Source organism: Pedobacter sp. UYP24 (genome assembly GCF_054057295.1).
Genome location: NZ_JBSRZD010000005.1, coordinates 12847 through 37232, shown reverse-complemented (window position 1 = coordinate 37232; position 24386 = coordinate 12847). Strand labels below are relative to the sequence as shown.

At 38.3% G+C, this 24386-nt stretch carries 18 protein-coding genes; 6 read left to right on the top strand and 12 right to left on the bottom strand.

What is annotated here, in order from left to right:
* The first annotated feature begins 22 nt into the window (after window positions 1–22).
* The 6 genes from accC to ACVWYN_RS11160 all read left to right on the top strand — a co-directional run bounded on the left by accC (window position 23) and on the right by ACVWYN_RS11160 (window position 6849).
* A complete protein-coding gene (accC, locus tag ACVWYN_RS11185) occupies window positions 23–1363 on the top strand; it encodes an acetyl-CoA carboxylase biotin carboxylase subunit (protein ID WP_457288948.1) in 1341 nt (446 codons plus the stop codon).
* A 79-nt stretch (window positions 1364–1442) separates the two neighbouring features.
* Window positions 1443–2312: a twin-arginine translocase subunit TatC gene (gene tatC / locus ACVWYN_RS11180; protein WP_457288947.1), complete on the top strand. Its 870-nt coding sequence runs from the start codon at window positions 1443–1445 to the stop codon at window positions 2310–2312.
* Window positions 2313–2372: 60 nt separating this feature from the next.
* Entirely contained in the window at window positions 2373–2666 is a 294-nt protein-coding gene (locus ACVWYN_RS11175; protein ID WP_457288946.1) for an RpiB/LacA/LacB family sugar-phosphate isomerase, read from the top strand.
* A gap of 151 nt (window positions 2667–2817) precedes the next feature.
* Entirely contained in the window at window positions 2818–4401 is a 1584-nt protein-coding gene (locus tag ACVWYN_RS11170; protein ID WP_457288945.1) for a M28 family peptidase, read from the top strand.
* A gap of 98 nt (window positions 4402–4499) precedes the next feature.
* Entirely contained in the window at window positions 4500–5891 is a 1392-nt protein-coding gene (locus tag ACVWYN_RS11165) for a LutB/LldF family L-lactate oxidation iron-sulfur protein (protein ID WP_457288944.1), read from the top strand.
* A 157-nt stretch (window positions 5892–6048) separates the two neighbouring features.
* Entirely contained in the window at window positions 6049–6849 is an 801-nt protein-coding gene (locus ACVWYN_RS11160; protein WP_457288943.1) for a hypothetical protein, read from the top strand.
* On the opposite strand, the gene ACVWYN_RS11155 is transcribed toward ACVWYN_RS11160, so the two are convergent.
* From ACVWYN_RS11155 to ACVWYN_RS11100, 12 genes are all read right to left on the bottom strand, one after another.
* Window positions 6804–7418, bottom strand: a complete 615-nt coding sequence (locus ACVWYN_RS11155) for a SprT-like domain-containing protein (protein ID WP_457288942.1) — start codon at window positions 7416–7418, stop codon at window positions 6804–6806. The two genes, ACVWYN_RS11160 and ACVWYN_RS11155, sit on opposite strands and share 46 nt — an antisense overlap.
* Window positions 7419–7435: 17 nt before the next feature.
* Window positions 7436–9583 (bottom strand): ferrous iron transport protein B, encoded by a 2148-nt coding sequence (gene feoB, locus ACVWYN_RS11150; protein WP_457288941.1) that lies wholly within the window; start codon window positions 9581–9583, stop codon window positions 7436–7438.
* Between the two features lie 4 nt (window positions 9584–9587).
* On the bottom strand, window positions 9588–9803 hold the full coding sequence (locus ACVWYN_RS11145) for a FeoA family protein (protein WP_457288940.1): 216 nt from the start codon (window positions 9801–9803) through the stop codon (window positions 9588–9590).
* Window positions 9804–9988: 185 nt separating this feature from the next.
* Entirely contained in the window at window positions 9989–10393 is a 405-nt protein-coding gene (locus ACVWYN_RS11140) for a VanZ family protein (protein WP_457288939.1), read from the bottom strand.
* 3 nt (window positions 10394–10396) lie between these two features.
* Window positions 10397–10777, bottom strand: a complete 381-nt coding sequence (gcvH, locus tag ACVWYN_RS11135; protein WP_457288938.1) for a glycine cleavage system protein GcvH — start codon at window positions 10775–10777, stop codon at window positions 10397–10399.
* An 88-nt stretch (window positions 10778–10865) separates the two neighbouring features.
* The gene (sov, locus tag ACVWYN_RS11130) at window positions 10866–18053 is read right to left on the bottom strand and encodes a T9SS outer membrane translocon Sov/SprA (protein ID WP_457288937.1); all 7188 of its coding nucleotides are present in this window, start codon (window positions 18051–18053) and stop codon (window positions 10866–10868) included.
* A 10-nt stretch (window positions 18054–18063) separates the two neighbouring features.
* Window positions 18064–18648: a Holliday junction branch migration protein RuvA gene (gene ruvA / locus ACVWYN_RS11125; protein WP_457288936.1), complete on the bottom strand. Its 585-nt coding sequence runs from the start codon at window positions 18646–18648 to the stop codon at window positions 18064–18066.
* Window positions 18649–18651: 3 nt separating this feature from the next.
* Window positions 18652–20967 carry an NADP-dependent malic enzyme gene (locus tag ACVWYN_RS11120; protein ID WP_457288935.1) on the bottom strand — a complete coding sequence of 772 codons (2316 nt, stop codon included), beginning with the start codon at window positions 20965–20967 and terminating at the stop codon, window positions 18652–18654.
* 126 nt (window positions 20968–21093) lie between these two features.
* Window positions 21094–22311 carry a transglycosylase SLT domain-containing protein gene (locus ACVWYN_RS11115; RefSeq protein WP_457288934.1) on the bottom strand — a complete coding sequence of 406 codons (1218 nt, stop codon included), beginning with the start codon at window positions 22309–22311 and terminating at the stop codon, window positions 21094–21096.
* 18 nt (window positions 22312–22329) lie between these two features.
* On the bottom strand, window positions 22330–23754 hold the full coding sequence (gene gatA, locus ACVWYN_RS11110) for an Asp-tRNA(Asn)/Glu-tRNA(Gln) amidotransferase subunit GatA (protein ID WP_457288933.1): 1425 nt from the start codon (window positions 23752–23754) through the stop codon (window positions 22330–22332).
* 34 nt (window positions 23755–23788) lie between these two features.
* Window positions 23789–23998: a Sec-independent protein translocase subunit TatA/TatB gene (locus tag ACVWYN_RS11105; RefSeq protein WP_457288932.1), complete on the bottom strand. Its 210-nt coding sequence runs from the start codon at window positions 23996–23998 to the stop codon at window positions 23789–23791.
* A 10-nt stretch (window positions 23999–24008) separates the two neighbouring features.
* On the bottom strand, window positions 24009–24383 hold the full coding sequence (locus ACVWYN_RS11100; RefSeq protein WP_457288931.1) for a Sec-independent protein translocase subunit TatA/TatB: 375 nt from the start codon (window positions 24381–24383) through the stop codon (window positions 24009–24011).
* Between the last annotated feature and the right edge of the window lie 3 nt (window positions 24384–24386).

Sequence of the window (24386 nt, the reverse complement as noted above, 5' to 3'; positions counted from 1 at the left end):
GGTGACGAAAAGAAAATATAATATGTTTAAGAAAATATTAATTGCCAACAGGGGTGAAATCGCTTTACGCATTATTCGTACTTGTAAGGAAATGGGCATAAAAACCGTTGCGGTTTATTCTACTGCAGACAGGGAAAGCTTGCATGTACGCTTTGCGGATGAGGCTGTTTGTATTGGTCCGCCTCCCAGTAAAGATTCATACTTAAGTATTCCAAATATAATTTCTGCAGCCGAACTTACGAACGCTGATGCGATACATCCAGGTTATGGCTTTTTATCTGAAAATGCCAAATTCTCTTCTGTTTGCAGGGATTATGGAATCAAATTCATAGGCGCTACACCTGAGCAGATCAATTCCATGGGTGATAAAGCATCTGCTAAGGAAACAATGAAAAAAGCTGGTGTTCCAACTATTCCCGGTTCTGAAGGTTTGCTTGAAAATGTAAAGGAAGGTATCCAATTAGCAAATGGAATGGGATATCCGGTAATCTTAAAGGCTACAGCTGGTGGTGGTGGACGTGGTATGCGTGTTGTCTGGAAAGATGAAGATTTTGAAAATGCCTGGGATAGTGCCCGCCAAGAATCTGCTGCTGCCTTTGGGAATGATGGGTTATACTTAGAGAAGTATATAGAAGATCCTCGTCATATTGAGATCCAGATTATTGGAGATCAATATGGTAAAGCCTGCCATTTATCAGAGAGAGACTGCTCTATACAGCGTCGGCACCAAAAATTAGTTGAAGAAGCTCCATCTCCTTTTATGACACCTGAGCTTCGTGAAAAGATGGGTGAAGCCGCAATTAAGGGCGCCATGGCCGTTCGATATGAAGGTGCGGGCACGATAGAATTTCTGGTTGATAAACATCGTAATTTCTATTTTATGGAAATGAATACCAGGATACAAGTAGAACATCCCGTAACTGAAGAGGTGATCAACTATGATTTAATCAAAGAACAAATCAAGGTAGCATCAGGTGTTCCGATATCAGGAAAAAACTATCTTCCAGATATGCATGCCATCGAATGCAGGATCAATGCCGAAGACCCTTTCAATAACTTCAGGCCTTGTCCAGGGAAAATCACTAACTTTCATTCACCAGGCGGCCATGGAGTTAGAGTTGATACTCATGTATATGCGGGTTATCAAATACCGTCAAACTACGATTCTATGATTGCTAAACTAATCTGTGTGGCGCAAACGCGAGAGGAAGCTATTAGTACTATGGAGCGTGCACTAAGTGAATTTGTGATAGAAGGCATAAAAACAACCATTCCTTTTCACCTTAAATTAATGAAGGATCCAAACTTCAGAGCTGGTAATTTTACTACCAAGTTTATGGAGACTTTCGAATTTTCTGAATAATAAAAACTTTTCATAACATTTAAAACGTAAATACCATTCTATATAAATAGAATGGTATTTTTGTTTCCAAATAAAGTACATGAGTGACAATAAAACAAGGGACCTTATAGGTGCTATAAAAGAAAAAGGTAAAACGTTGGAAGCAGAAATGTCTTTCTTTGACCATATTGACGTGCTTAGAAAACACTTACTACGTGCATTGGCAGTTGTAGTAGTGCTAACTGCTGGTGCATTCTACTACACAGATTTTATTTTTAACACCATCATCATGGGCCCAAAAAACCCTAGTTTCTGGACTTATAGAATGATGTGCAAGCTTTACGAACGTTTTCCATCAATCGGAGAAGAATTTTGTATTCGAACTTTGGATGCCAAGATCATTAATACAGAAATGTCTGGCCAATTCACGCTTCAGCTAAATTCCTGCGTAATGACCGGAATAATATTAGGTATTCCATATTTGCTTTTTGAACTGTGGCTTTTCATAAAACCTGCACTTCATGAAAATGAAAGAAAATCTGCAAGTGGGTTCGTTGCCTTTGCATCCATATTATTTTTTACGGGTATTATTTTCGGTTATTATATTATTTGTCCACTTTCTGTAAATTTTCTAATCAATTTCACTGTCAGCCCGGAGATACAGAATACATTTACAATAGATTCGTACTTGTCATCCATCATGACACTTACCCTGGGCTCCGGCATTATTTTTCAGTTACCCGTGATCGTTTATATTCTATCGAAAATAGGAATAATGACTCCTGCATTTATGCGCTCTAGCAGAAGGTACTCAGCCGTTATCATTTTAATAGTAGCAGCAGTAGTTACCCCTACTGCTGATCCTTTTACGATGCTAATAGTAGCAGCGCCATTGTTTCTTTTATACGAGATGAGTATTTATATTTCTGCAAATATTGAACGAAAACGAAAAAAAGCTTTAGCAGCATAAGGTAAACAGATAATCAAAGCTTTACAATTCTTTAAAATATCTCATTCTAATTTGAGAATTATGCCAACTGAACAGAAGATTAAGATTGCCATTGGTGCTAATTATCCGGGGTTTGAATATAAAAAAATGCTGAAAACATTTTTACTTAACAAATATGAAGTAAGGAATTTTGGTTCGTATACCACTGATTCTGTTGATTATCCTAATTTTGCTCATCCTCTTTCTTCGATTGTAGAAAGTAAAGAACATGATTTTGGAATTCTAGTGTGCGGAAGCGCAAATGGTGTAGCAATAACCGCTAATAAGCCCCTGCGCATTCGGGCTGCGATTGTTTGTTGGACGAACAGCTGCTGAACCCTCAAGAAAGCATAACAACGCTAATATTACTTGTATAACATATGATGACCTAGCAAAACGAATGGTGACAACTTTCCTGAATACTAATTTGGAGGTGACTGGCACGGTAACAGAGTAGAAAAAATTTCTATTAAGGGTTTAAAAAATTATGAAAAAACAATTTCTATACACAAGCTTTTTGTTAATAATGGTATTCAGTGCCATCGCACAAAACAGAGATGCGGTTAAATTTAGCAAGACTATTAATAAAGAAAATGCCTATAAACATTTATCAGTACTCGCATCTGATGAATATGAAGGCAGAGAAACTGGAACAAAAGGTGGTTGGATGGCAGCAGACTATATAAAAAACCATTTCAAAGGACTTGGACTGAAAGGTCCGATCAATGGAGATTACTTCCAAAAGATAGACATGGTTACTTATACGTTTAAACAGATCCTAACTATTGAAGGTAAGCCTGCTGAACCGCTCACTGACTTTTACATTAATAGTAAGTCTACTTCTATCAATGGCTTTGCATTCAACACAAACAGTATAATTTTTATTGGATATGGAATAAACACACTAAGTTACAATGACTTTGAAGGACAGAATATTGCCGGTAAAGTGGTGATGTTATTTAAGTCTGGCCAAACAGCAGGCTCATCAACAGGAGGTGAGGCAGTAGCTTTGAATACAAAACTTAAATACTTTAGGGACAGTAAAGTACTGGCAGTTTTTGTAATAGACCCGGAGATAGATGATAAGAAAACAAGCTTAAAAACTGATTTACTTCCCTCCCCTTTAGTAATGAAAACACAAGAGAATATTGAGAAGATGAAAGCACCGCAAGGAATGGTTGTCATCAATATCAGTACTGCTATTGCCAATTCAATCTTATCAGCATCAGGAGCTAGCATTGAAGCAATAAACAAGAAAATTGCAAACATTGGAAAACCTATATCACAAGAATTAAAAATTAGCATATGCGCTAGTGCAAGCAAAGTTGAACAACCAGTTAGAGCTGAGAATGTATTAGGCTTTCTGGAGGGGTCAGATCCTAAACTTAAAAAGGAAATTTTGGTAGTTACAGCTCACTATGACCATATTGGCCTTACTACTTCCGGAAAAGACAAAGTTAATAACGGAGCTGATGATGACGGATCCGGTACTACTGGAGTGTTATTACTTGCAGAAGCTTTTACAAAAGCTAAAAAAGCTGGAAAAGGCCCAAAGAGAAGTATTCTATTTATGACCGTAACCGGAGAAGAAAAAGGACTTCTGGGTTCTGAATGGTACTCTCAACATCCAGTATTTCCTTTAGAAAATACAATAACAGACCTGAATATAGATATGATTGGCAGGGGCGACAAGGATCATGAGCGCAGTAATAACTTTGTTTACATTATTGGGTCAGACATGTTAAGCAGCGACTTAGATAGAATTGGTAAAAAAGCAAATAAAGACTATGTAAATATCAATTTGGACGAACGATATAATAACCGTACAGATCCAAACCGCTTTTACTATCGTTCAGATCATTATAATTTTGCCAAGCATGGTATTCCAGTTATCTTTTACTTTAATGGAGTACATGCAGACTATCACCAACCGGGAGATGAGGTAAGTAAAATTGATTTTCCAATGTTGGCAAAAAGAGCTCAATTAGTATACTTCACTGCATGGGAATTGGCAAATGGCGCCAAGCGGCCTGTTGTTGACAAAAATGATGACGGCACACCAAAAGAATAAGCAACAACAGTTTTGAAGCGGCCCTTTCTATGTGCCTGTATTTTCATTATGAAGAATATGTTTATTGAATATAAGCTCAAATTTATTTAAGTTTGAACATGACTAAGATCGCGGAAGAATTTTTGGTAAAGGCAGATGAGAAAGCATTCGATCAAGGACATCGTAAAATTATCAATCACAACATAGGGAAATACAACGTAGCGGTCGAAAGAGGATTATCTAAGTTTGAGAACCTGGAAAACTCTAAGAAAAAAGCTCACGTTATTAAATGGAGAGTTATGGAAAATCTAGACAAAATGCTCCCAGAGTTTGAGTCTAACTTCCAGAAAAGGGGCGGCAAAGTAATTTGGGCCAATGATGCCGACGAAGCACAGCGAGAAATTCTTAATATTATTTCTAAGGTTGGCGGCAAAACGGTAATCAAGTCAAAATCCATGACAACGGAAGAGATTCATCTAAATGATTTTCTTAAAAAAAACAATATTGATTCGCTGGAAAGTGATTTGGGCGAGTATATCGTTCAATTACTTGGTCAACCCCCATACCACATTGTAACTCCTGCTATGCATTTAAGCAAGGAAGATATCGCTAAACTTTTTAACGAAAAATTTGGGACCCCATTGGATTACACACCGCAACAGCTTACTCAAAAAGCACGTGAGTTACTTCGTGAAAAATATCTAAATGCAGATATTGGGATAAGTGGAGGGAATTTTTTAATAGCAGACACAGGAAGTATTGCCCTTACAGAAAACGAAGGCAATGCAAGACTTTGTACCACATTCCCAAAAGTGCATATAGCGATAGTAGGTATTGAAAAAATAATCCCTTCAATAGCCGATCTAGATCTTTTCTGGCCATTATTGGCTAGTCATGGCACTGGTCAAAACCTAACTGTTTACAATACGATTCTTAGTGGTCCAAAACGTGGATCTGAAACCGATGGGCCTGAAGAAATGTATGTAATTTTGCTCGACAATGGACGTACTAACCTCCTAGCTCAAAAAGACCAAAGACAAGGCTTGTACTGCATCAGATGTGGCGCTTGTTTAAACGCTTGTCCTGTATATAAAAATATTGGTGGCCATACTTATAATACCACCTATAGTGGGCCAATCGGGTCTATCATTACCCCGCATCTTAAGGGTATGAAAGATTTTAAGCACCTTAGTTATGCATCTAGTTTGTGTGGAAAGTGTTCTGAAGTATGCCCTGTTAAAATAGACATCCATAAAATGCTATTATTAAACAGACGAGATGCTGCAGCAAACCATGATAATACTAAGATTGAAGAAATTGGATGGAAGCTGTGGAAAACAAGTATGCTGAAGCGTTCCAGGATGGATATGCTAGGTGGTAAGATTAAAAATTTCTTTTTGAAGACGTTGTTTGGAAAAATATGGGGTAAGTACCGAAACATGCCAGTTATTGCAGAAAAATCATTTTCAAAGCAATGGGTGGAAAAAAACAAAGATCAGAAAAGTGTTTAAATGGAAATGTGTTAGGCATAATATAGCCATTCAAATTAAAAAAGATCATTGAAAATGTTTTCTTCTTAACAGCAAAATATTAGGTACTATTGAACCACTACTCTCCTAATAATTTGCTTGGCACGATAATGGAACTATACCTTACTCAGGATATTTTATGAAAGCAACAACATTCCTTCTTGTTATACTATGGGTATTCAGTGCATGCAAACAAAGCAATAGACATCCTCAGGCCGAGCTCATTAACAAAAACACTACAGAAAGTCTAAGCACACAGCAAATCATTTTATATGCAGATTCTATAGACGAAAGTCTAAAATCTATGGAAAATTACGTAAGCCTCATTTATATAAATGGTGAATCTTCTTTCCATGTAAAGAAATATAGTTCTCAAGGAAAACCAACTATGTTGGTAAAGTATACTGGCAATGAAGGTTTAAGTGGAAATAGCGAGAAATACTATTTCAAACAAGACAGTCTCATCTTGATCAAACAAAATAGTAAACTCACAAAAGACAGAGAAATCATTTTTAGCAATAAGCGGGTTTACATAAGAAAAAACATACCCTTCCTAGAAGAGATAAAAACGGCTTCATCTGTTGATGCTCTTAAACCGATATCTTTCAAGGAAATTAAAAATAACAACCTTAATACCATGAATTTCCAAGATACCATCCAAGTATTAAATGATGCTCTTGCAGGTAAAAATAGCTTTGAGCTAGTATTTGATCAATTTATCCCGGGAGTAGAAGTCGGTTCATTACTATTAAAGAGCAAAATACCTGGAGGATATAGCGCAAACTTGAATGTCCATCAAAAAGATGATTTTATAGATAGTCTAGCACAATACCCTTCTCTGTTTAGAAATGAGAAATTAAAGTTAAAATGGACGCTAATTAATAATAATGCAGTTTATGTCCCAGTTAAGCTAACTTCAGCGAGCGGATTAAACAAATAAATATTCCCATTATCAAGGCAGGTACACCTATACCTTTTACGCAAACGCTCACCCTTTTTAAATCGTCTCCCATCCTTTATAGTAAAAGTAGCATTTAGCGGGAGTTCTTCTAGCTTATGAGCATTGTCAGTATCAGCTTGATCATATTTTTTTAGAGCCCTTGATAAGTTAAGATCTGTACAGCTTGCAGCTGATGGGTTGTCTAAATAACGCGTTATTGCTAGTTGGATATCCTCCGGGAAAACTTCCTTTTCTAAGAATGGAACCATCATTCTTCTAAAATTTCGCTTCCACTCTTCCCCATGTGGCTTAACTTTATTTTTATGATCATTCCAAGTCAAGAGATGAGCAAATTCATGAACTGTTGTTACCAGAAAAGAATAGTGATTTAGGTTATTATTTACTGAGATTTTATGCCCTAACCCTTTAAAAGGATGTCTATAATCACCCAATTTGGTAGCACGTGATTTAGATATCTTAAATTCGCACTGAAAATAGTCTATCCACCGCGCAATTACAGGGGCTGCGTTAACTGGCATATATTGTGCTAAGATGCTCTCTTTTTCCACAAACACAAGTTAAGTAATTACTTTAGTAATTGATAGGCAATTAAACTGGCTAGGTAAGCCAGAGCCGTCATATAACCAAATTGAATAGCAGGCCATTTCCATGACTTGGTTTCACGGTAAACTACCGCAACTGTACTCATACATTGCATGGCGAATGCGTAGAACAGCATTAGAGATAATGCTGTGGCAAAAGTAAATATTGGCAACCCCGTTTCCGGATCAACAGCATCCCTTATCTTATCCCTTAATCTGAGTTCTCCTCCATCAATGTCCACATTATCTACACTGTAAATCGTTGCCATTGTTCCTACAAACGCCTCTCTTGCAGCAAATGAAGTGATCAACGCAATTCCAATTTTCCAATCGTAGCCCAATGGTCTAATTATCGGTTCAATAGATTGGCCCAACATACCAGCATAAGAATTCTCCAATTTCTCCGCAGCCATATCCTTTTGCAAATTACCAAACACTACACTGTCTCGCTGAGTTAGTGCAATACCTTCGTATTTTTTATCGAGTGATAGATATTTTGCATTAATCCTTTCAAATCTTTTGGGTGGACCATAAGTTGCCAAAACCCAGAGGACAATAGAAATAGCTATAATTACCTTACCCGCTTCCAACACAAAGGTTTTAGACTTTTCGTACATCGTTAAAAATACATTGCTCCACCTTGGCATTCTATAAACCGGAAGCTCCATAATAAAGTAGGAACGCTCTTTTGCCTTCAAAATAAATTTCATAACAAAAGCAACAAGCATAGCTGCTACAATCGTAATAATATACATTGCCATAAAAGTAAGCGTCTGCAAACTGATGAAACCAAAGTACCTTTTATTAGGCACAACAAGGGTAATCATAAGGGAATAGACAGGCAACCTGGCAGAGCAACTAATCAATGGTGTAACCATTATGGTGATCATCCTATCTTTCCAGTTTTCAATGTTTCTAGCACTCATTATAGAAGGCACGGCACACGCAATACCCCCAATCATGGGTACAACAGATTTACCACTTAAACCGAACTTGCGCATGATCTTGTCCATCATGAACGTAACCCTAGCCATATAGCCGGTATCTTCCAAAATCGAAATTAAGGCAAAAAGTATTGCAATTTGTGGAATGAAAATAACAATACCCCCTAACCCTGCAACCACTCCGTCTAGTAAAAGATCAGTAAATACACCCTTTGGCAAATGCTCATGCCCAAAGCCAGTTATCCAGGTAAATCCTGATTCAATAAGATCCATTGGATAAGCAGACCATGAAAATATAGCATTAAAGACAAAAAATAGAATCAATAAAAAGATAGAAAAGCCCCAGAATCTATTTGTTAAAACAGAATCCAATCTGTCAGTCAGCCTAAACTTTCGCTCAGCACCTGTTAACTTTATCACATCGGTAAGCACAGTACTCAAATGCCTGTATCGTGCAATAGTCTCCGCCGCTTGGATTTTAGATGATTCAAAACCATGCGATTGTTCTATCTCTTCAATTTCTTCCTGTTGTTCTTCACTAAGAAAACCCAGGTATTCATGCTGGTGCAATACCTGTAAAGCATAATAGTTATTTGAGGTCTTAAGCTTAGATCTAATCTCACAAATAGCATCTGCTGCAAAAATGGAAACATCAATCCCAGGTAATTGCGTACTTATGGAGCCTATATTGGAAAGTGCGTTTTTAAGTTTATCTAGCCCTTCATTCTTCCTGGCAGCCATCTCTACAACCTGAATTCCCAAACGATTGGCAAGTTTATCTACATTAATATGAATGCCCTCCTTTCGTGCCATATCAGTCATGTTCAGCACCAATAACATTGGAATACCTAAATCGGCGACCTGGGAACACAGCAATAAATTGCGCCTTAGGTTAGTTGCGTCCGCAACAAGAACAATTAGATCTGGATGACTGGCGTTTTGTGCATCTGCCAATACTTGAAATACAATACTTTCATCCTTACTTTTTGGGTATAAGCTATAAGTTCCTGGAAGATCTATAATTTCCGCACTGCTACCATTAGGAAGGTTGCAATAACCTACTTTCTTATCAACTGTGATACCCGGAAAATTACCTATTTTCTGATTTAACCCTGTCAGGAGGTTAAATAGGGTAGATTTACCAGTATTGGGATTTCCAACAAGAGCAATTTTAATGTAGCTCGCCAAGTTTCTATTGGATTATGATTACAGATGCTTCACTTTTTCTAAGGCAAAGTTGATAGCCTGCAACACGAATCGCTATTGGATCACCTAAGGGCGCAAAACGCTCTACTTCAACAAGCTCACCAGGCAGGCAACCCATCTCCATCAATTTAACAGACATTTCAAGGTCAGTAAATGCTACAATGGTTCCCGTTTCTCCAGGATTCAACTGCGAAAGTTTCATCTGTTTATATTTATTATTAGGGCGCAATTTAGCCTTAATTTATAATAAATCCAAATAGAGATTGTGATATTAAAAGAGACTATTTTTTAGGGTAAGCGCTATAACTAACCTTTGGACACTTGCAACCTGAATTGAAAATTCCACAACCGCCAAGTGCTACTGTACAAAGAAAAAACATCAACACACTAATTTTTCTTTTCATTATAATCCGATTTATGTAAAAGCACATAACTACTAACTGCCATTAGAACGCCAAGCATGTCGCACACAAAATCCCAAACTTCAGCAGAGCGATATGGGAAGAACTTCCACTGGATCAATTCAATTCCAGCACCTATTGCTGAGGTAATAATAAGTATATTAAAAATGGTTAAGAACCGAAACTTAAAACTCTTCTTTTCCAGAATGCGCCCAAAGAAAAGCAGCACCGTAAGTATAAAGAAAAAGCCCAAATGAACAAGTTTATCAAAACCAACAAAAAAAAAGCCCGATCCCGTAGAAGCAGGCATTCTTATGCAGCAAAGTATTAAAATAAAAACAGTCCAGACAATTGCCCAACCCTGATATTTTAACTTTCTTAAAAATCCCATTAATTATGCCCCAACAAGAGCTTTGTACGCATCGGCATCTAGCAACTCATCAACTGAAGCAACATCTGCTAAAGTCACCTTTACCATCCATCCTTCTCCATAGGGATCAGAATTAACTAGCTCGGGACTATTGTTTAACGCATCATTAACTTCCAAAACAGTAGCTGTAACTGGCATAAAAAGATCAGACACAGTTTTCACTGCCTCAACAGTACCAAATACATCATCTTTTGCTACTTCATCTCCAACAGTATTAATATCGATATAAACAATATCACCCAATTCGCGCTGGGCAAAATCAGTAATACCAATAATAGCATCATTACCTTCAACTCTAAGCCATTCGTGGTCTTTTGTGTACTTTAATTCTGATGGAAAATTCATGTCCTAAAATTTATGTATTAATATAATTTTTATGCAAAGTAAGTTACCTGCGTTTCAAAGGTAATTATTCTGTCTATTTATCACAATCCTAATTCAGTGTAATCCTCAAACTAAATCCAAAATTACTAAAAGAGGTATTAAATGTTTGAGAGGTATAAGGTTTAGTAATATTAGAGTCGTAAAAAAGTCTAATATTGAAGCGCTGATTAAGAATATAATCTACACTTGGGCGCATGGTAATGTTCTTTGCTCCAGATGAAACTTCAGCCTCGGCAATGTCTGCACGGTATATTACGGTCTTATTATCTCGCAATGCTACGTCAAGTTTAAAATCCATATTGTTATCCATCTTTACCTGGCTAAACAAACCAAAAGGGAATCGAAATTTTGTAGTACGGTAACCAATTCCAAAAACCATATTATTTTCTGATAGTTGTGCAAGCTGACTGTTAGAGAGACTTAGCCCCAGAAGTCTGGATTTTCCCAACTCAAAGTTTGCAGTAAGATTATTTTTTAGTCTGGTGTCTATTCCAATCAATGGAGAAAACTGCTCTGCAATAGTAATCTGACTATACTGATAATTTGGAAGGAAATTATTACTTGCATCTCTGGTACTAGATGCCCCATCTGTTTCTTGATACCTGATCAGCGAATTAAAACCATTTACACTATAGACAGATCGATAAGAGTGCTTAATGTCTATCGAGGTAAATTTATCAGCCAAGTATGGGATGCGTGTTAAGCCACGGTAATTTAATCTCCAGTTTGGCAACGGTATTTTTGGGAAGGTACTCAAACTAGCAGAAGATGCATCTTTCCCAGTATATGCCGCTAAAAATGCCGACACCAATACATCTTGTGCATTCTTATCATAGCCATCTGCAAAACCTCCGGATGTGCCTGAAGAATTAGGATTGCCCCCCCCCAATCGTCTTGAAATTACCTGGCGGTTATTCATAAAATTTGTGTATAGTTGGGAAACCGTACTTCCAGATTTTTCAGTAAACGCTGTACCAAGTGTAATGAATGACACGCTATAATCTCCAGTAGTAAAAGGACTAAGATTTCTGAAATCCCGAAGATTACTATCATAACGGAAATTACTCGAATAATTTAAAGTCCTGTTCTTATTAGCCGTAAGGGTAATACTAAGATCGCGAATCGGTTCAATTAAACTAGTAAGACTTAAGTCTTCCCTAAATGTATTTATGTATAGCTGAGATTGTAGTGTATCACTCGTAATCCAACCACTATTTAAAGCCAGGCTCCTGATATCTCTTTGGCTTCCCAGAACAAACCCTAAGCCAGGTGCGCCATTAATGTTATCCAAACCAAGATAATTCGTTTTAGGTAAATAGCCTGGCAAGAATATACCTTTGGTTTCTGTGTAAGCACCCGCAATATTCTTAACGCCAGTTAAAATCCCAACAAAGAACCCTGTCCCAGATTGTTTTTCTCCTATAGAATTTGCTTTTCTAACAAACCCAAATTTATTATAAAGCCCAGTTAGATTCAGACTGGGATTAACCTGAATTACCCTTGAGTTCTGTATCGTATTACCAAGATTAATGTTTGGATCCCTCAAAGTAGAAAGCGGTTCAGTTTGCCAATTAAAATTGGTTCCATACCTTGTTGTAACAGTTACCCACTCCAAACCAGGTATTTTATTGATAGGTAAATTGTAAGTCAGGTTCAAGTTATGTGTATAGTCTGTGTTTCTACCCAACCTTTTCAAATTCTGCCAAAGCGTATCACGCTTAATTCCCTCAATTCTGCCCTCCGGCTCATCAATAATGGAATAATTTGTGGCATCAAAATCAAGGGTCATTGCACGACTCAAGTTCCAGGTTATACCGTAAACCCTGGTCACCAGGAAATTCTTATTATAAGTAGTGTTTATGGGAATATAATTATTGGGATCATTATTACGTAAGCTATTTTCTGAATAATAACGGTCAAGGTCTATCCTAAAATTGATAGCGCTTGGCAACAAGCTAAAATTAAATTCCTTTAACAATGCCAACTTGTTAGATTTAATCAACTTATCAAATGGGGTATATATTTTAGACTGGCTAGCATAATTGTAAGCTAAAGATGCCCTGTAGGTCTGTTGTATATTGTTCTGGTTAATAAAATCACGATGTGAAAATTTGGTGTAAGCATAACTCGCATTTAAGTTTTCAATATCCCAAACATTTGGGGCTTTCTCCAAATTGGTACGCTCCTTTCTCACATTAGTGAAGCTTATACTATTCCTCGTAGTAAAGTCTTGGGCATAGTTTAGTATTTCTTTTTTCTCCGCTTTTGTGGCAACATTCAGTGCATTTTTCAGTTCTATGTCTGGAGTTCTTGGATCATATTGTGGCGTGCTTACCTGACTGGAATAACTCACAAACATCGGTACACGTATCCCAGATTTCTTCGGCAAGAATTTGCCCAGTTCCATACTCGATGAGGCATCAAAGAAAACATTATCGGCTCGATTTCTTTCACTAACCCTTTTCTCTAAGGAACCGAATCCAATCGTACTTTTACTTGCAGAAACATTGACATCAGCAAAGTCAGCCAATTGCGCATTCATCCTGGCAGTCGCTGCCCATCCACCACGCTCATCAAACTCCGTTAACCTAAGCTCGTTAAACCAAACCTGGGCACTTTTATCCTGCCCATCGTCTTTTATAGGATTGGACCCATTCCTCAAAGGATTTTTAAGTCCTAACATGTATACCCTGATCTTACTCATATCCGGCTGGCCCTTAATGGTGATCGAATAGCCATTCTCCACATAATTAAAAGGAACATTTACTGGCCAGGGCTGTCCGTTCAGCAATGCTTTGTTCCTGGCTAACTTTGCATTCTGGAACATTTCCAACTTGATATCTATTTTATTCTGGTCCGGCCAAATGGCGTAAGGATCACTAGTGCCGGGCATGGTAACTTTAAGTGGCAATGAATACTCATAATAATTGTCTTGATTGTCTGCACCAATTCTTAAAAAAGCATTCAAATCATTATCGTTCAACTGTGTATTTCCAAGGGCCTCCAAGTGTACATACATCTCCAAACGTTTATACGACCTGAAATCGTTAATAGCTGTTTTAAAGGCAGCGCGACCGTAACCATCTCTTAGGTTTCTAATATTGACGGAGAGCGACTGTTCATTCTGTTTGGTATTACCACGATAATTACTAAAATCCCTTTCTCTCTCAATACCTGGCGGCACTACATAAGGTATTGGTGTGCGTCTTCCATTCTCTTCAATATTTACTGTGGCAACTTCGATGGTTGAATTGTCAGCACCAACTGGTAATAAAGAATGATCTACGATAACCTGTGCAGGATCATTGTTAACGTTATATTGTCTCCACTCTCCCCTAACCAATTGTATCTTACCAAACCTCAAAACTGATGTATCTGCAAAATTGGTCATAAACATCCTAATAAAACGGATAGATTTAAAATCTTGAATATTCCCTATTTTTTGCTGGTATTGTGCTATCGGTATTCTGATCTGGTACCAGGTAACTGGTTGTGTAGTGCCATTGGCAAGCTTTACTTGAGAGGTGATTCTATCCGTAACAAAATTTTGTCCTACCTGCAAATCTCCGGGACGCATAGAAACTTTATATTGATAATATTCATCACTCTGGGTCATGTTGTTATCCCTGTTTACGTCCTCTCCATCCGGAAGTGAAGTACTCGCAGAATTATCTACACCAAAATCTTCCTGAGACTGCTGAGGTGTTTTAGAGTTCCCTTCAGTACCATTATAACGTTGATATCTTTTTAAGATACCTGCATTTGACTGATCAAGCGCTCCACTCCTGTAATAAGAATAATCATCGGATGATGGATCGTTATCAAGCGCCGCAGCAGCATCTGGGTTTAACTGCGCCTTTATCTGTGTAATTAATGCGGCAAACTTCTTTTTCTCATCAGCACTGGCCAGTCCATCCAGTCCCACATCCTGAAGTCTTCTTGATCCTGGATCATTATCAAAGGCCTGAACAACAGGCTGTAGTTTCGGTACCCTACCCCAATTTGTTTCGTCGTACTTACTTTGATCTCCATTAGCAGGTAAGCCATTTTCTAATGATTTTCTCCCGTCTTTTAAAATATCTTCAGATATATTTCCAAGATTGAAGTATAGATCACCACCTGCAGAATTAGGCTTATAAATGTTCGGATCCATTACCCACAATTCAATAAACTCTATATTAAGTGCTTCAAAATCGTTTGTCTCCAAGCGTCTAAACAACCCACCCCATCTAGATTTTGGACCTGTAAGCGAGCCATTGGCATTGAATCCAGTTGGTGTATAATTATACGGACCCCTAACCATTGGATAAAATGCAAGATCTAAAGTAGGCAATGAAACTGCTTGCCCAATGGCGGTTTCTTTAAATGGAAATACTTCCTGCTCTATAATTTCACGCACATAGTGATTTGACAATTCCGTTCTGTTTCCTCTTAAACTGGCCGGCAGGCTACTTGCTGTTTTGTTATAAAAGGTTGGATCAATATTATAAAATGCAATCTGAGCCCTATTGTAACCATAAGCGAGATTATCAATCAACTGCGATTCTGAAAACATCTGCGGGGTACCAGATAATTGCCATGCGATGGCACTTTTCAAATCTATTATCGACCGTGATGCCTCAAAATCGTCCAAAAAACTCACTCCACCTGTCGACCCACCCACATCAAGGGCCTTTGGATGACCGGGTACAAGCTGAGCAAATTCACCAGAAAAGGTAATGTTGGAGGGCGCTTTTGTAGATAAAAACGGTAATTTATCTACCAATTTGGTTAAAAATCTTGATGCCGAACTGTAGTTCAAATCCATACCCCAAATGGTATTGAATATGGGTTCTTCACCTAAATTAACTTTCGGAGTAATGGGCTTTTCAGATAAACTCATGAATGTACCCCCTAAATTTAATTTGTTATTAACCTTATAGTCCAGCCGAGTACCAAACAAAGACCGCTGTTGCAATCCAAAAAGTTCATTGTTCTCGGTTGATATCCTAATGGGTTGTCCAGATATCAGCAATCCTGTATTAAGAATCTTTACTCTTCCTCCCTGATAATCTACAGTAAAATCAACTCCCTCCTGTAGGGGAATGGTTCCTAAAAATACTTTTACTGATCCTTCTGGTACATTGATGGCATTGAGACTAAACTCCGATGAAATTTCCGACTGGTAATTTCCTTTTATAACATATCTGTTTTGTCTTGTAAAAAGCTGCTGGGCTATAACTTTGGTTGAGTCATATAGTGCGGTGTAAGTATACTTGTCTATAAAAGCCTGTTCAGATGGCAAAAATTGCGAAGCAAGGTCCTTACCAAACGGTTCCAGTTGCGGAAAAATAATCCTTCCGTTAAGTGGATCAATGGTGATATATCCATTTTTGGTATTGGTTACTAAAACAGCCATATTGTTGCTGGTGTTGGTTTGGGCACCCGCGTTGCCGAATGAGGTACCTCCAGGAATATTACCAGTTGAGCTAAAAGGCTCGTTATCCGTTTCAAAGTCAAAAATACCATCAGGCTTAAGCTCATTCTGTTGGTTCAATTTATCCAGACCAACCACTTGAAGCCACAATTTATTTTTCAAAGGTTTATTAAACTGATCTAGTTTTTCTCCTTCACTAATCACAGGTCTATCTATTCCAGTAGCCTCATCGGTTCTAAAAATATCTAATTTAAAATTTTGTGCACTGATCTGAAAACCACCAATGCTGTAGATGTTTTTCATCATCAAGTCCCATGTTGGCAAATTAGTTTTAGTCGTCTCATTCTTCAACAATTTGGCAAATAGCACTTTAGGCGAGGCTTGGTCAAAGGGTAGGTCAGTAGAGAATTCACCAACCTGATACTCTACCCCATTATAGGTATATCGATACGAAACTGCCAATACTTCGTCCGTATTTAAGGCATTATTCAAGGAAATATATCCCAACTTTGGATGAAAGGTAAACTCTCTGTCGGCCAATTTACGCGCGTACGTAAGCTTGGCAAAATTATCCGTTCCTCCATTGGCTTGAAAAAACGAGATGATATCATTTGAGTTGGTTTGCCTGGCTCCTGCCGGTAATTTTTCCAATAAGTTGTTTGATGCCTTTGGAAAAAGCGGATTATTAAATCCAGATGGAAGTGCCGAAAAACCCGCGCCACTTAACTGAACCGAATTGTAAGGATTATTTTCTCCTAAATCTATAAAACCCAGTACATCCCTTGAATCCTGCGTATTTCCAGCCTTATTGGTAATCCAAACTTCAATTTTAGTAACAATTATACCAGATGTAATGGTCGGTGGATTTGCGAGTGCTTTATTGTAGTTGTTCCTAAAGTATTGTGCCAAAAAGTAATGCTTATTGGCCTCATAATTATCTCCGCTTATCTTAAACTCATTTTGCTGAGCCCCATTGCTAATTTGTATTTCACGTGATTGCGACTTCTGCTGCGTAAAAACTGTATTGATGTTCAGCTTACCAAATTGCAATTGCGTTTTAATCCCAAACAACGCCTGAGTTCCAGTAATTAGTGTCGTATTTAAAGGCAAATTAACATTTCCAGCCTCTATTTTCTTGATGATATCGTCTTCTCCTCCTGTATAATCCAGTTTAACTTGATTCTCAAAATCAAACTGAGCCTCTGTATTATAGTTCATGTTGATCTTCAACTTGGTACCGATGTTTCCAATAACATCCATCTGTATCCGCTGATTAAAATCAAAATTTCCCTGAACCCTTTGTCGTTCGTTAAAAAGTGGATTCTCATTTTTATTGATGCGGCCTAAAAATGTCAGCTCCGCTTCACCTCTGGGCTGAACATCTATTATTGTTCCTCCAAAAATACGTTCAAATGCTTTGCTGTTTACTTTTAAGCTCGGTATGATCCCCGTTTTACGTACTTCTTCCACTTCCTGGCTGGAAAATGCTCGCCAATTTTCTCGCTTTATCTCGCTGCTTATTAATCTTTGGTATTCATTAACGGTCAGATATTGAGGCACTGCCATTTGCTTATCACCAAGCATTTGCTTAATCACATACTGCTTGTTTACAGCATCATACTCCACCACTCTGCGCAAATTACCTGGAAGGGGATTAAAAGCATCAGAAACGGGTCTAATTCCCAAACGTACCTTTTCTTTTACGCTAAAATTATTCTTTAACGTGTCTGTATGGCCCTTAGTTGGGTATACCTGCGAAAAGGCATTCAACCCACTTAAATACACTATTAAAAAGAAAATAAGCGTTAAAAGTCTTCTCAATTGCAATAGGTTATAAGTTCTTTAAGGCAAATTTAATCATCTGTTCTACAGACAAATCTAAACCGCCGTTTTTCACTGCATTGTCCAATACCTTCTCAGATGCAGGTTTAGCAAAACCCAACATCATTAAAGCAGATAAAGCCTCCTCTCGCACCGTATTGCTAAGCGGAGCGGCAATTAAAGATCCTGATCCTTCTTTCTTTAATTTATCCTGTAACTCAAGCACTAGTCTTTGTGCTGATTTTACCCCAATACCTTTTATGCGTTGTATCAAAGTCAGATCCCCATTTACAATAGCAGTCTGAATTTCATTTGGAGTAATCGAAGATAACATCATTCTACCTGTGTTAGGGCCAATCCCAGAAACGGATATTAAATGAAGAAACAACCTTCTTTCTCCCTCATCGGCAAAGCCATATAAGGTGTGCGCATCTTCCTTTATGTGAAGCCAGGTATAGATCTTGCAACGCTCGGCATCCCCTAAAAGGCTATAGGTATTTAATGAAATATTGAGATGATATCCAATACCTCCAACCTCAACTACAATATAAGCGGGACATTTAAAAGTTAATCTGCCGTCAATATACTCGTACATATGCTATTTTTTTGAAACTCCTTTTAATGAACCATTCTTTTTAATTTTGGCCTCTGCTTCTTTACCCTGCACATCAAGAACAGCGATAGTTACCATATTCACGATCTCTCTTACTGAACTTCCCAATTGCACAATGTGCACTGGTTTTTTTAATCCAAGTAATATTGGCCCTACAGCTTCAGCTTCGCCAAGTTCCTGCAATAATTTGTACGCAATATTTCCTGATTCCAGATTCGGAAATATTAAGGTATTGGCTGCTGCACCAACTAACCGGCTAAAAGGAAAATTGTCTTTAAGCAATTCATTATTTATGGCAAAATTACCTTGCATTTCTCCATCTACTACGATATGAGGGTGCTTCTCATGAAGTATCTTAACCGCCTTCCTTACTTTTTCCGGACTAACACCTTCATTGGAACCGAAGTTGGAGTAAGATAGAAGCGCAATTCTGGGCGTAATACTAAACTTACTTACCGCCCGTTCCAACAGCAAAGTTAGGTCTACCAGTTCTTCTGCTGTCGGATCCACATTCACTGTAGTATCCCCAAAAAAGACAGGCCCTTTTTTTGTCATCATCATGTACATTCCTGCAACACGATTTACTCCTTCTTCAGTGCCTATCACCTGTAATGCAGGCTTAATTGTAGTTGCGTAGTTTTTCGTTAAACCGGAAATCATGGCATCTGCCTCACCAAATTCAACCATCGCAGCACCAAAATAATTTCGATCACGAAGCATCTTTGTCGCCTCAATCATGGTAATACCTCTTCTCTGTCTCTTTTGATATAAAAACGCTGCATATTTCTTTGCACGTTCCTTTTCTTCGAATGGATCCATAATCAACACACCTGAAAGCTCAAGCGCATTATCTTCAATAATCTTTTCTATTGCAACCCTATTTCCAAGCAATATCGGTACTGCTATATTTTCATCCTTAACAATTTGTGCAGCTTTTAATATTTTATAATTGTCGGCTTCAGCAAACACAACACGTTTAGGATCAGATTTAGCCTTGTTCGTAATAGCGCGCATAATCGCGTCATCTCCGCCAAGTCTACGCTTTAGCTCTTCTATATAAGCATCCCAATCGGCAATTACCTTCCTCGCAACCCCAGATTCAATTGCAGCTTTGGCAACAGCTGTAGATACGTTAGTCAAAAGCCTGATATCCATTGGCTTTGGAATAATATACTGTTTACCAAACTTGATGTTATTCTCGTTATATGCCATATTTACAGCTTCGGGCACAGATTCTTTAGCAAGTTCTGCGATAGCCTTAACTGCAGCTATTTTCATTTCTTCATTAATTCCAGTGGCCCTTACATCTAAAGCTCCTCTAAATATGTAAGGAAATCCCAACACATTATTCACTTGGTTAGGGTAGTCAGAACGTCCGGTTGCCATAATCAAATCTTTACGCGCGGTAATGGCAAGCTCGTAGGCAATTTCAGGATCAGGATTAGCCATTGCAAAAACAATAGGGTTTTTACCCATTGATTTTAACATATCCTGACTCACGCAATTCGCCGAAGAAAGACCAATGAATACGTCAGAGTCCTTCATGGCCTCTTCTAATGTATCCAGCTTTCTGGAAGTTGCGAATTCCGCCTTAATTGGCTCCAAATTTTCACGTGTATCTCTAATCACACCAGAGCGATCACACATGACTATATTTTCCTTTTTAGCCCCTAATGAAACGTATAATCTTGTACATGAAATAGCTGCCGCACCGGCTCCATTTACTACAATTTTAATCTTATCCATTTTTTTCTTCTGCAGCTCACAGGCATTTAGCAATGCCGCAGCAGAAATGATAGCGGTACCATGTTGGTCGTCATGCATCACTGGAATGTTCATTTCCGCTTTTAGTCTGCGTTCAATCTCGAAGCATTCAGGTGCTTTAATGTCTTCAAGATTTATTCCTCCAAATGTTGGTTCCAGGGCCTTAACTATCTTTACAAAGTCGTCTACATTTTTTGTATCAAGCTCTAAGTCAAATACATCAATATCTGCAAAAATCTTAAACAAAAGCCCCTTACCTTCCATAACAGGCTTGCCTGCCTCCGGACCAATATCTCCAAGCCCCAATACTGCGGTGCCATTACTAATAACAGCTACCAAGTTACCCTTGGCGGTATATTTATAAACTTCTTCTTTATTTTCAGCTATTTTCAAACAAGGTTCAGCTACACCTGGAGAATAAGCAAGAGCGAGATCTCTTTGCGAATTTGTAGGCTTAGTTGGTATTACCTGGATTTTTCCGGGACGCCCCTGAGAATGGTAATCTAAGGCGTCTTGTTTTCTATTGATTTTACTCATAAAAATGGATAATTGTAAAAGGTCAAAGTTACAATTCTTTTATATAGCCTTAAAATAAAAATAGGCTTCTTAACTATAAGATAGATATCGAATAAAGAGGGATTTAAACAAAAAAGAAGGAGTATTTTAGCCTCCAAATGGCCTTGAGCCACTCTTCTCTTCCTGAGCACTATAAATTTTTAGCTTTTGTCCAGGAACGATACCGGAGCCTTTTAGTCTATTCCAAACTTTCAGATCCTGTACCTCTATATGATACTTATTAGCAATAGCCCCAAGACTCTGACCAGAAGACACCTTATGGTAAAAAAACAAGCTTTTAACTTTCGCACTAACATTTCTTGATACGCTATGAACTACGTTAGCAGCAAGCAGAACTTTCATTTCGGGTTCATCATCTTTATTAAGCAAATCATAAAGTACAGCAAAATCTGACAAACTCACCTTTGGTAAAATAATACGCTTTGGGCTCGCTTCCGATCCGTTTACAATTTTTTTTCGATAAGATGGATTGAGACTAAACAGATCATCCTCCTCCATATTCATTGCTTTGGCAAGTGTAGAAAGCGAAATAAAACGATTAACCTGTATGGTGTCCGTATTTTTCAAATAAGCGGAGCGTTGCGTTTGGATTTGATGTTTATTCGGACAACTCATCACATAAACTGCCGCTATAAATGCTGGCACATAATTCCTCGTCTCAGTTGGCAGGAAACGTCTGATGGCCCAAAAGTCACTTGAATTTGCCTTTTCCATAGCCCGTTTAACCGCACCCATGCCGCAATTATATGCAGCGATAGCTAAAACCCAGTCGCCCAATTGATCGTATGCCTCCCTAAAATAAGCGGCAGCGGCGTAACTAGCTTGTATGGGGTCTTTACGTTCATCAACGTAATTATCTATGTTTAACCCATAACCTTTTGCAGTTGCATACATAAATTGCCACAGCCCGGTAGCACCAACCCTGGAAACTGCATGCGGGTTCATTGATGATTCTATAATGGGTAAGTATTTAATTTCGTTTGGAATATGATAACTCTCTAACGCTTTCTCAAAGATTGGAAAATAATATTCAGAGAGACCAAGCATTTTCCCCATCATCTCCTTTCTACCACTATAAACATCTATGTATTTTTGGACCTGTTCATTGTAGGCAAGTGGAACAGTCTTTTGTATAGAATCGAGCCTGTTTTTGTAATCGAAATTATAATTCATAAACAACGGGTTCTCCGGCAAAACCGGAACCGCTGTAGTATCATTTAAAGGAATTGGAAGATTTTGTGCAGCTGCCGGAAATGCGGTTAAAGCCAAAATGCAATACGATAAAAAGTGTACTTGTATTTTCATAGGCACTGTTCAATCTTTTTAGTCTTCTTTTAAAAAAGCATGAGAAAGTGAAAGTAATTCTTCCTCCGCAAAGTGTTTGGCCATCAATTGAATACTTAACGGCAAACGGTCCGTGTTATTGCCCAGCGGTATTGCCACTGCAGGTATTCCTGTAAGAGAAGCCAGCACCGTAAATATATCTGCCAGATACATCACCAGCGGATCAGTCATATTATCGCCAATATTAAATGCGGGTGTTGGTGCTACAGGAGTTATAATTACATCATATTCTGCAAGCAATGCCTCTATTTTCTCCCTAATTAACCGTCTCACTTGCTGGGCTTTTTGATAATAAGCATCATAATAGCCCGCACTTAATACAAAAGTACCCAGTAAGATTCTTTTCTTAACTTCTTCACCAAATCCTTCCGCACGAGATTTCTTGTAAAGTTCATTTAAACTTGCAGCTTCCATATTACGATGACCATAATGTACGCCATCATAACGCGATAGATTAGAAGAAGCCTCGGCAGTGGTTAGCACATAATAAGCCGGCACAAGATAATCCAGCAAATCAAAAGAAACATATTCTACAGTATGGCCTTGCTCTTTAAATAACTCAAGCGCTTCCAATATTGATACCCTAACCTCTGAATCAAGCGCTTCACTTTCCAGCGTTTCCTTCAGCACTGCAATTTTACGCTTGCCACCAGAAATCAAATTGGAAGAATAGGCAGGTACTTCCAATTGAGAAACGGTACTGTCATATTCATCTGCTCCAGCAAGAATTTCAAGTAGTAAAGCCGCGTCGCTAACGGAAGAGGTAATAGTCCCCACCTGATCAAATGAAGATGCGTATGCAATAACCCCATAACGCGATATCCTTCCATAGGTAGGCTTGAAACCGATGCATCCGCAAAATGCGGCTGGTTGCCTAACAGAACCACCGGTATCTGTTCCAAGCGCAGAAAGACACATGTCGGCCTGAACCGCGACTGCAGAGCCACCCGAGGAACCACCTGCCACCTTACTAGGATCGGCAGCATTTTTTACCGGACCATAAAAAGAGGTTTCATTAGAACCTCCCATTGCAAATTCATCACAATTTAACCTGCCAATTATAACGGCATCTTCCTGTAACAACCTTTCAGTAACTGTGGCCGAATACGGCGAAACAAATCCCTCCAGCATTTTTGAAGATGCCGTTACTTCATGGTCTTTGTAACAAATATTGTCCTTAAGACCAATTACCATACCTGCCAGTCTACCGGCGGTGCCATTTTCTATTTTTTCCTGAACGCGTTTAGCCTGAGCAGAAGCAGAAAGAAAAAACACCTCATTGAATGCATTGAGGTGTTTATAATCTTCTATTTGCTGGAAATAATATTCTAATAACTGCGGTAGCGTAAGTACCTTTTTATCTATAAGCGCTTTTATCTCTTTAAGAGAGTTATACTTCTTCAAACTTCAGGAATACAATTAAATTAAAAGATAAGACCTATAAAGGCTTGTTGGTATTGGAACGATTGCGGTCTATTGGCTCATCCTCGTCCAAACCATCTTTTCCGTCTTTAAATTCTTTAATGCCTTTCCCTAATCCTTTCATCAGTTCAGGAATTTTCTTTCCTCCAAACAGTAAAAGAACGATAACCAGGATAACGGCAATCTCCATGCCACCTAAAGCGGCTAATATTGTTGTGTTTAACATGATATTTTAGTTAAAGGTTAGTTTTATCAGTTTCTATTCTATTGTTTATAGGTTCAGCAACAGCTGTGTTTTTTTCCAGATTAATACCTTCGTTTGCAGTAGTTAAATTACTGGCAACCGTTTCCTCCGGATGATACCTGCTGCCGGTATGGTTCTCGTTATTTACCGAATCAATTTCGTCTGCAATACCTACGGAATTTATATTCCGATGGATTTCCCTCTTTACACCTTCAGATGCATCTTTAAAATCCCTTATCCCTTTCCCCAATCCCCTGGCAAGCTCAGGCAATTTTTTACCACCAAACAACAACAACACCACTGCAAGGATCAACATGATCTCTCCACCACCCATGTTCAGAAATTCAACTAACGTCGCACTATACATCGC

What these genes read in the sequence shown, in the direction of transcription:
- accC (WP_457288948.1), top strand. Translation starts at nt 23, where the DNA reads ATGTTTAAGAAAATATTAATTGCCAACAGGGGTGAAATCGCTTTACGC.
- tatC (WP_457288947.1), top strand. Translation starts at nt 1,443, where the DNA reads ATGAGTGACAATAAAACAAGGGACCTTATAGGTGCTATAAAAGAAAAA.
- ACVWYN_RS11175 (WP_457288946.1), top strand. Translation starts at nt 2,373, where the DNA reads ATGCCAACTGAACAGAAGATTAAGATTGCCATTGGTGCTAATTATCCG.
- ACVWYN_RS11170 (WP_457288945.1), top strand. Translation starts at nt 2,818, where the DNA reads ATGAAAAAACAATTTCTATACACAAGCTTTTTGTTAATAATGGTATTC.
- ACVWYN_RS11165 (WP_457288944.1), top strand. Translation starts at nt 4,500, where the DNA reads ATGACTAAGATCGCGGAAGAATTTTTGGTAAAGGCAGATGAGAAAGCA.
- ACVWYN_RS11160 (WP_457288943.1), top strand. Translation starts at nt 6,049, where the DNA reads ATGAAAGCAACAACATTCCTTCTTGTTATACTATGGGTATTCAGTGCA.
- ACVWYN_RS11145 (WP_457288940.1), bottom strand. Translation starts at nt 9,803, where the DNA reads ATGAAACTTTCGCAGTTGAATCCTGGAGAAACGGGAACCATTGTAGCA.
- ACVWYN_RS11140 (WP_457288939.1), bottom strand. Translation starts at nt 10,393, where the DNA reads ATGGGATTTTTAAGAAAGTTAAAATATCAGGGTTGGGCAATTGTCTGG.
- gcvH (WP_457288938.1), bottom strand. Translation starts at nt 10,777, where the DNA reads ATGAATTTTCCATCAGAATTAAAGTACACAAAAGACCACGAATGGCTT.
- ruvA (WP_457288936.1), bottom strand. Translation starts at nt 18,648, where the DNA reads ATGTACGAGTATATTGACGGCAGATTAACTTTTAAATGTCCCGCTTAT.
- ACVWYN_RS11120 (WP_457288935.1), bottom strand. Translation starts at nt 20,967, where the DNA reads ATGAGTAAAATCAATAGAAAACAAGACGCCTTAGATTACCATTCTCAG.
- ACVWYN_RS11115 (WP_457288934.1), bottom strand. Translation starts at nt 22,311, where the DNA reads ATGAAAATACAAGTACACTTTTTATCGTATTGCATTTTGGCTTTAACC.
- ACVWYN_RS11105 (WP_457288932.1), bottom strand. Translation starts at nt 23,998, where the DNA reads ATGTTAAACACAACAATATTAGCCGCTTTAGGTGGCATGGAGATTGCC.
- ACVWYN_RS11100 (WP_457288931.1), bottom strand. Translation starts at nt 24,383, where the DNA reads ATGTATAGTGCGACGTTAGTTGAATTTCTGAACATGGGTGGTGGAGAG.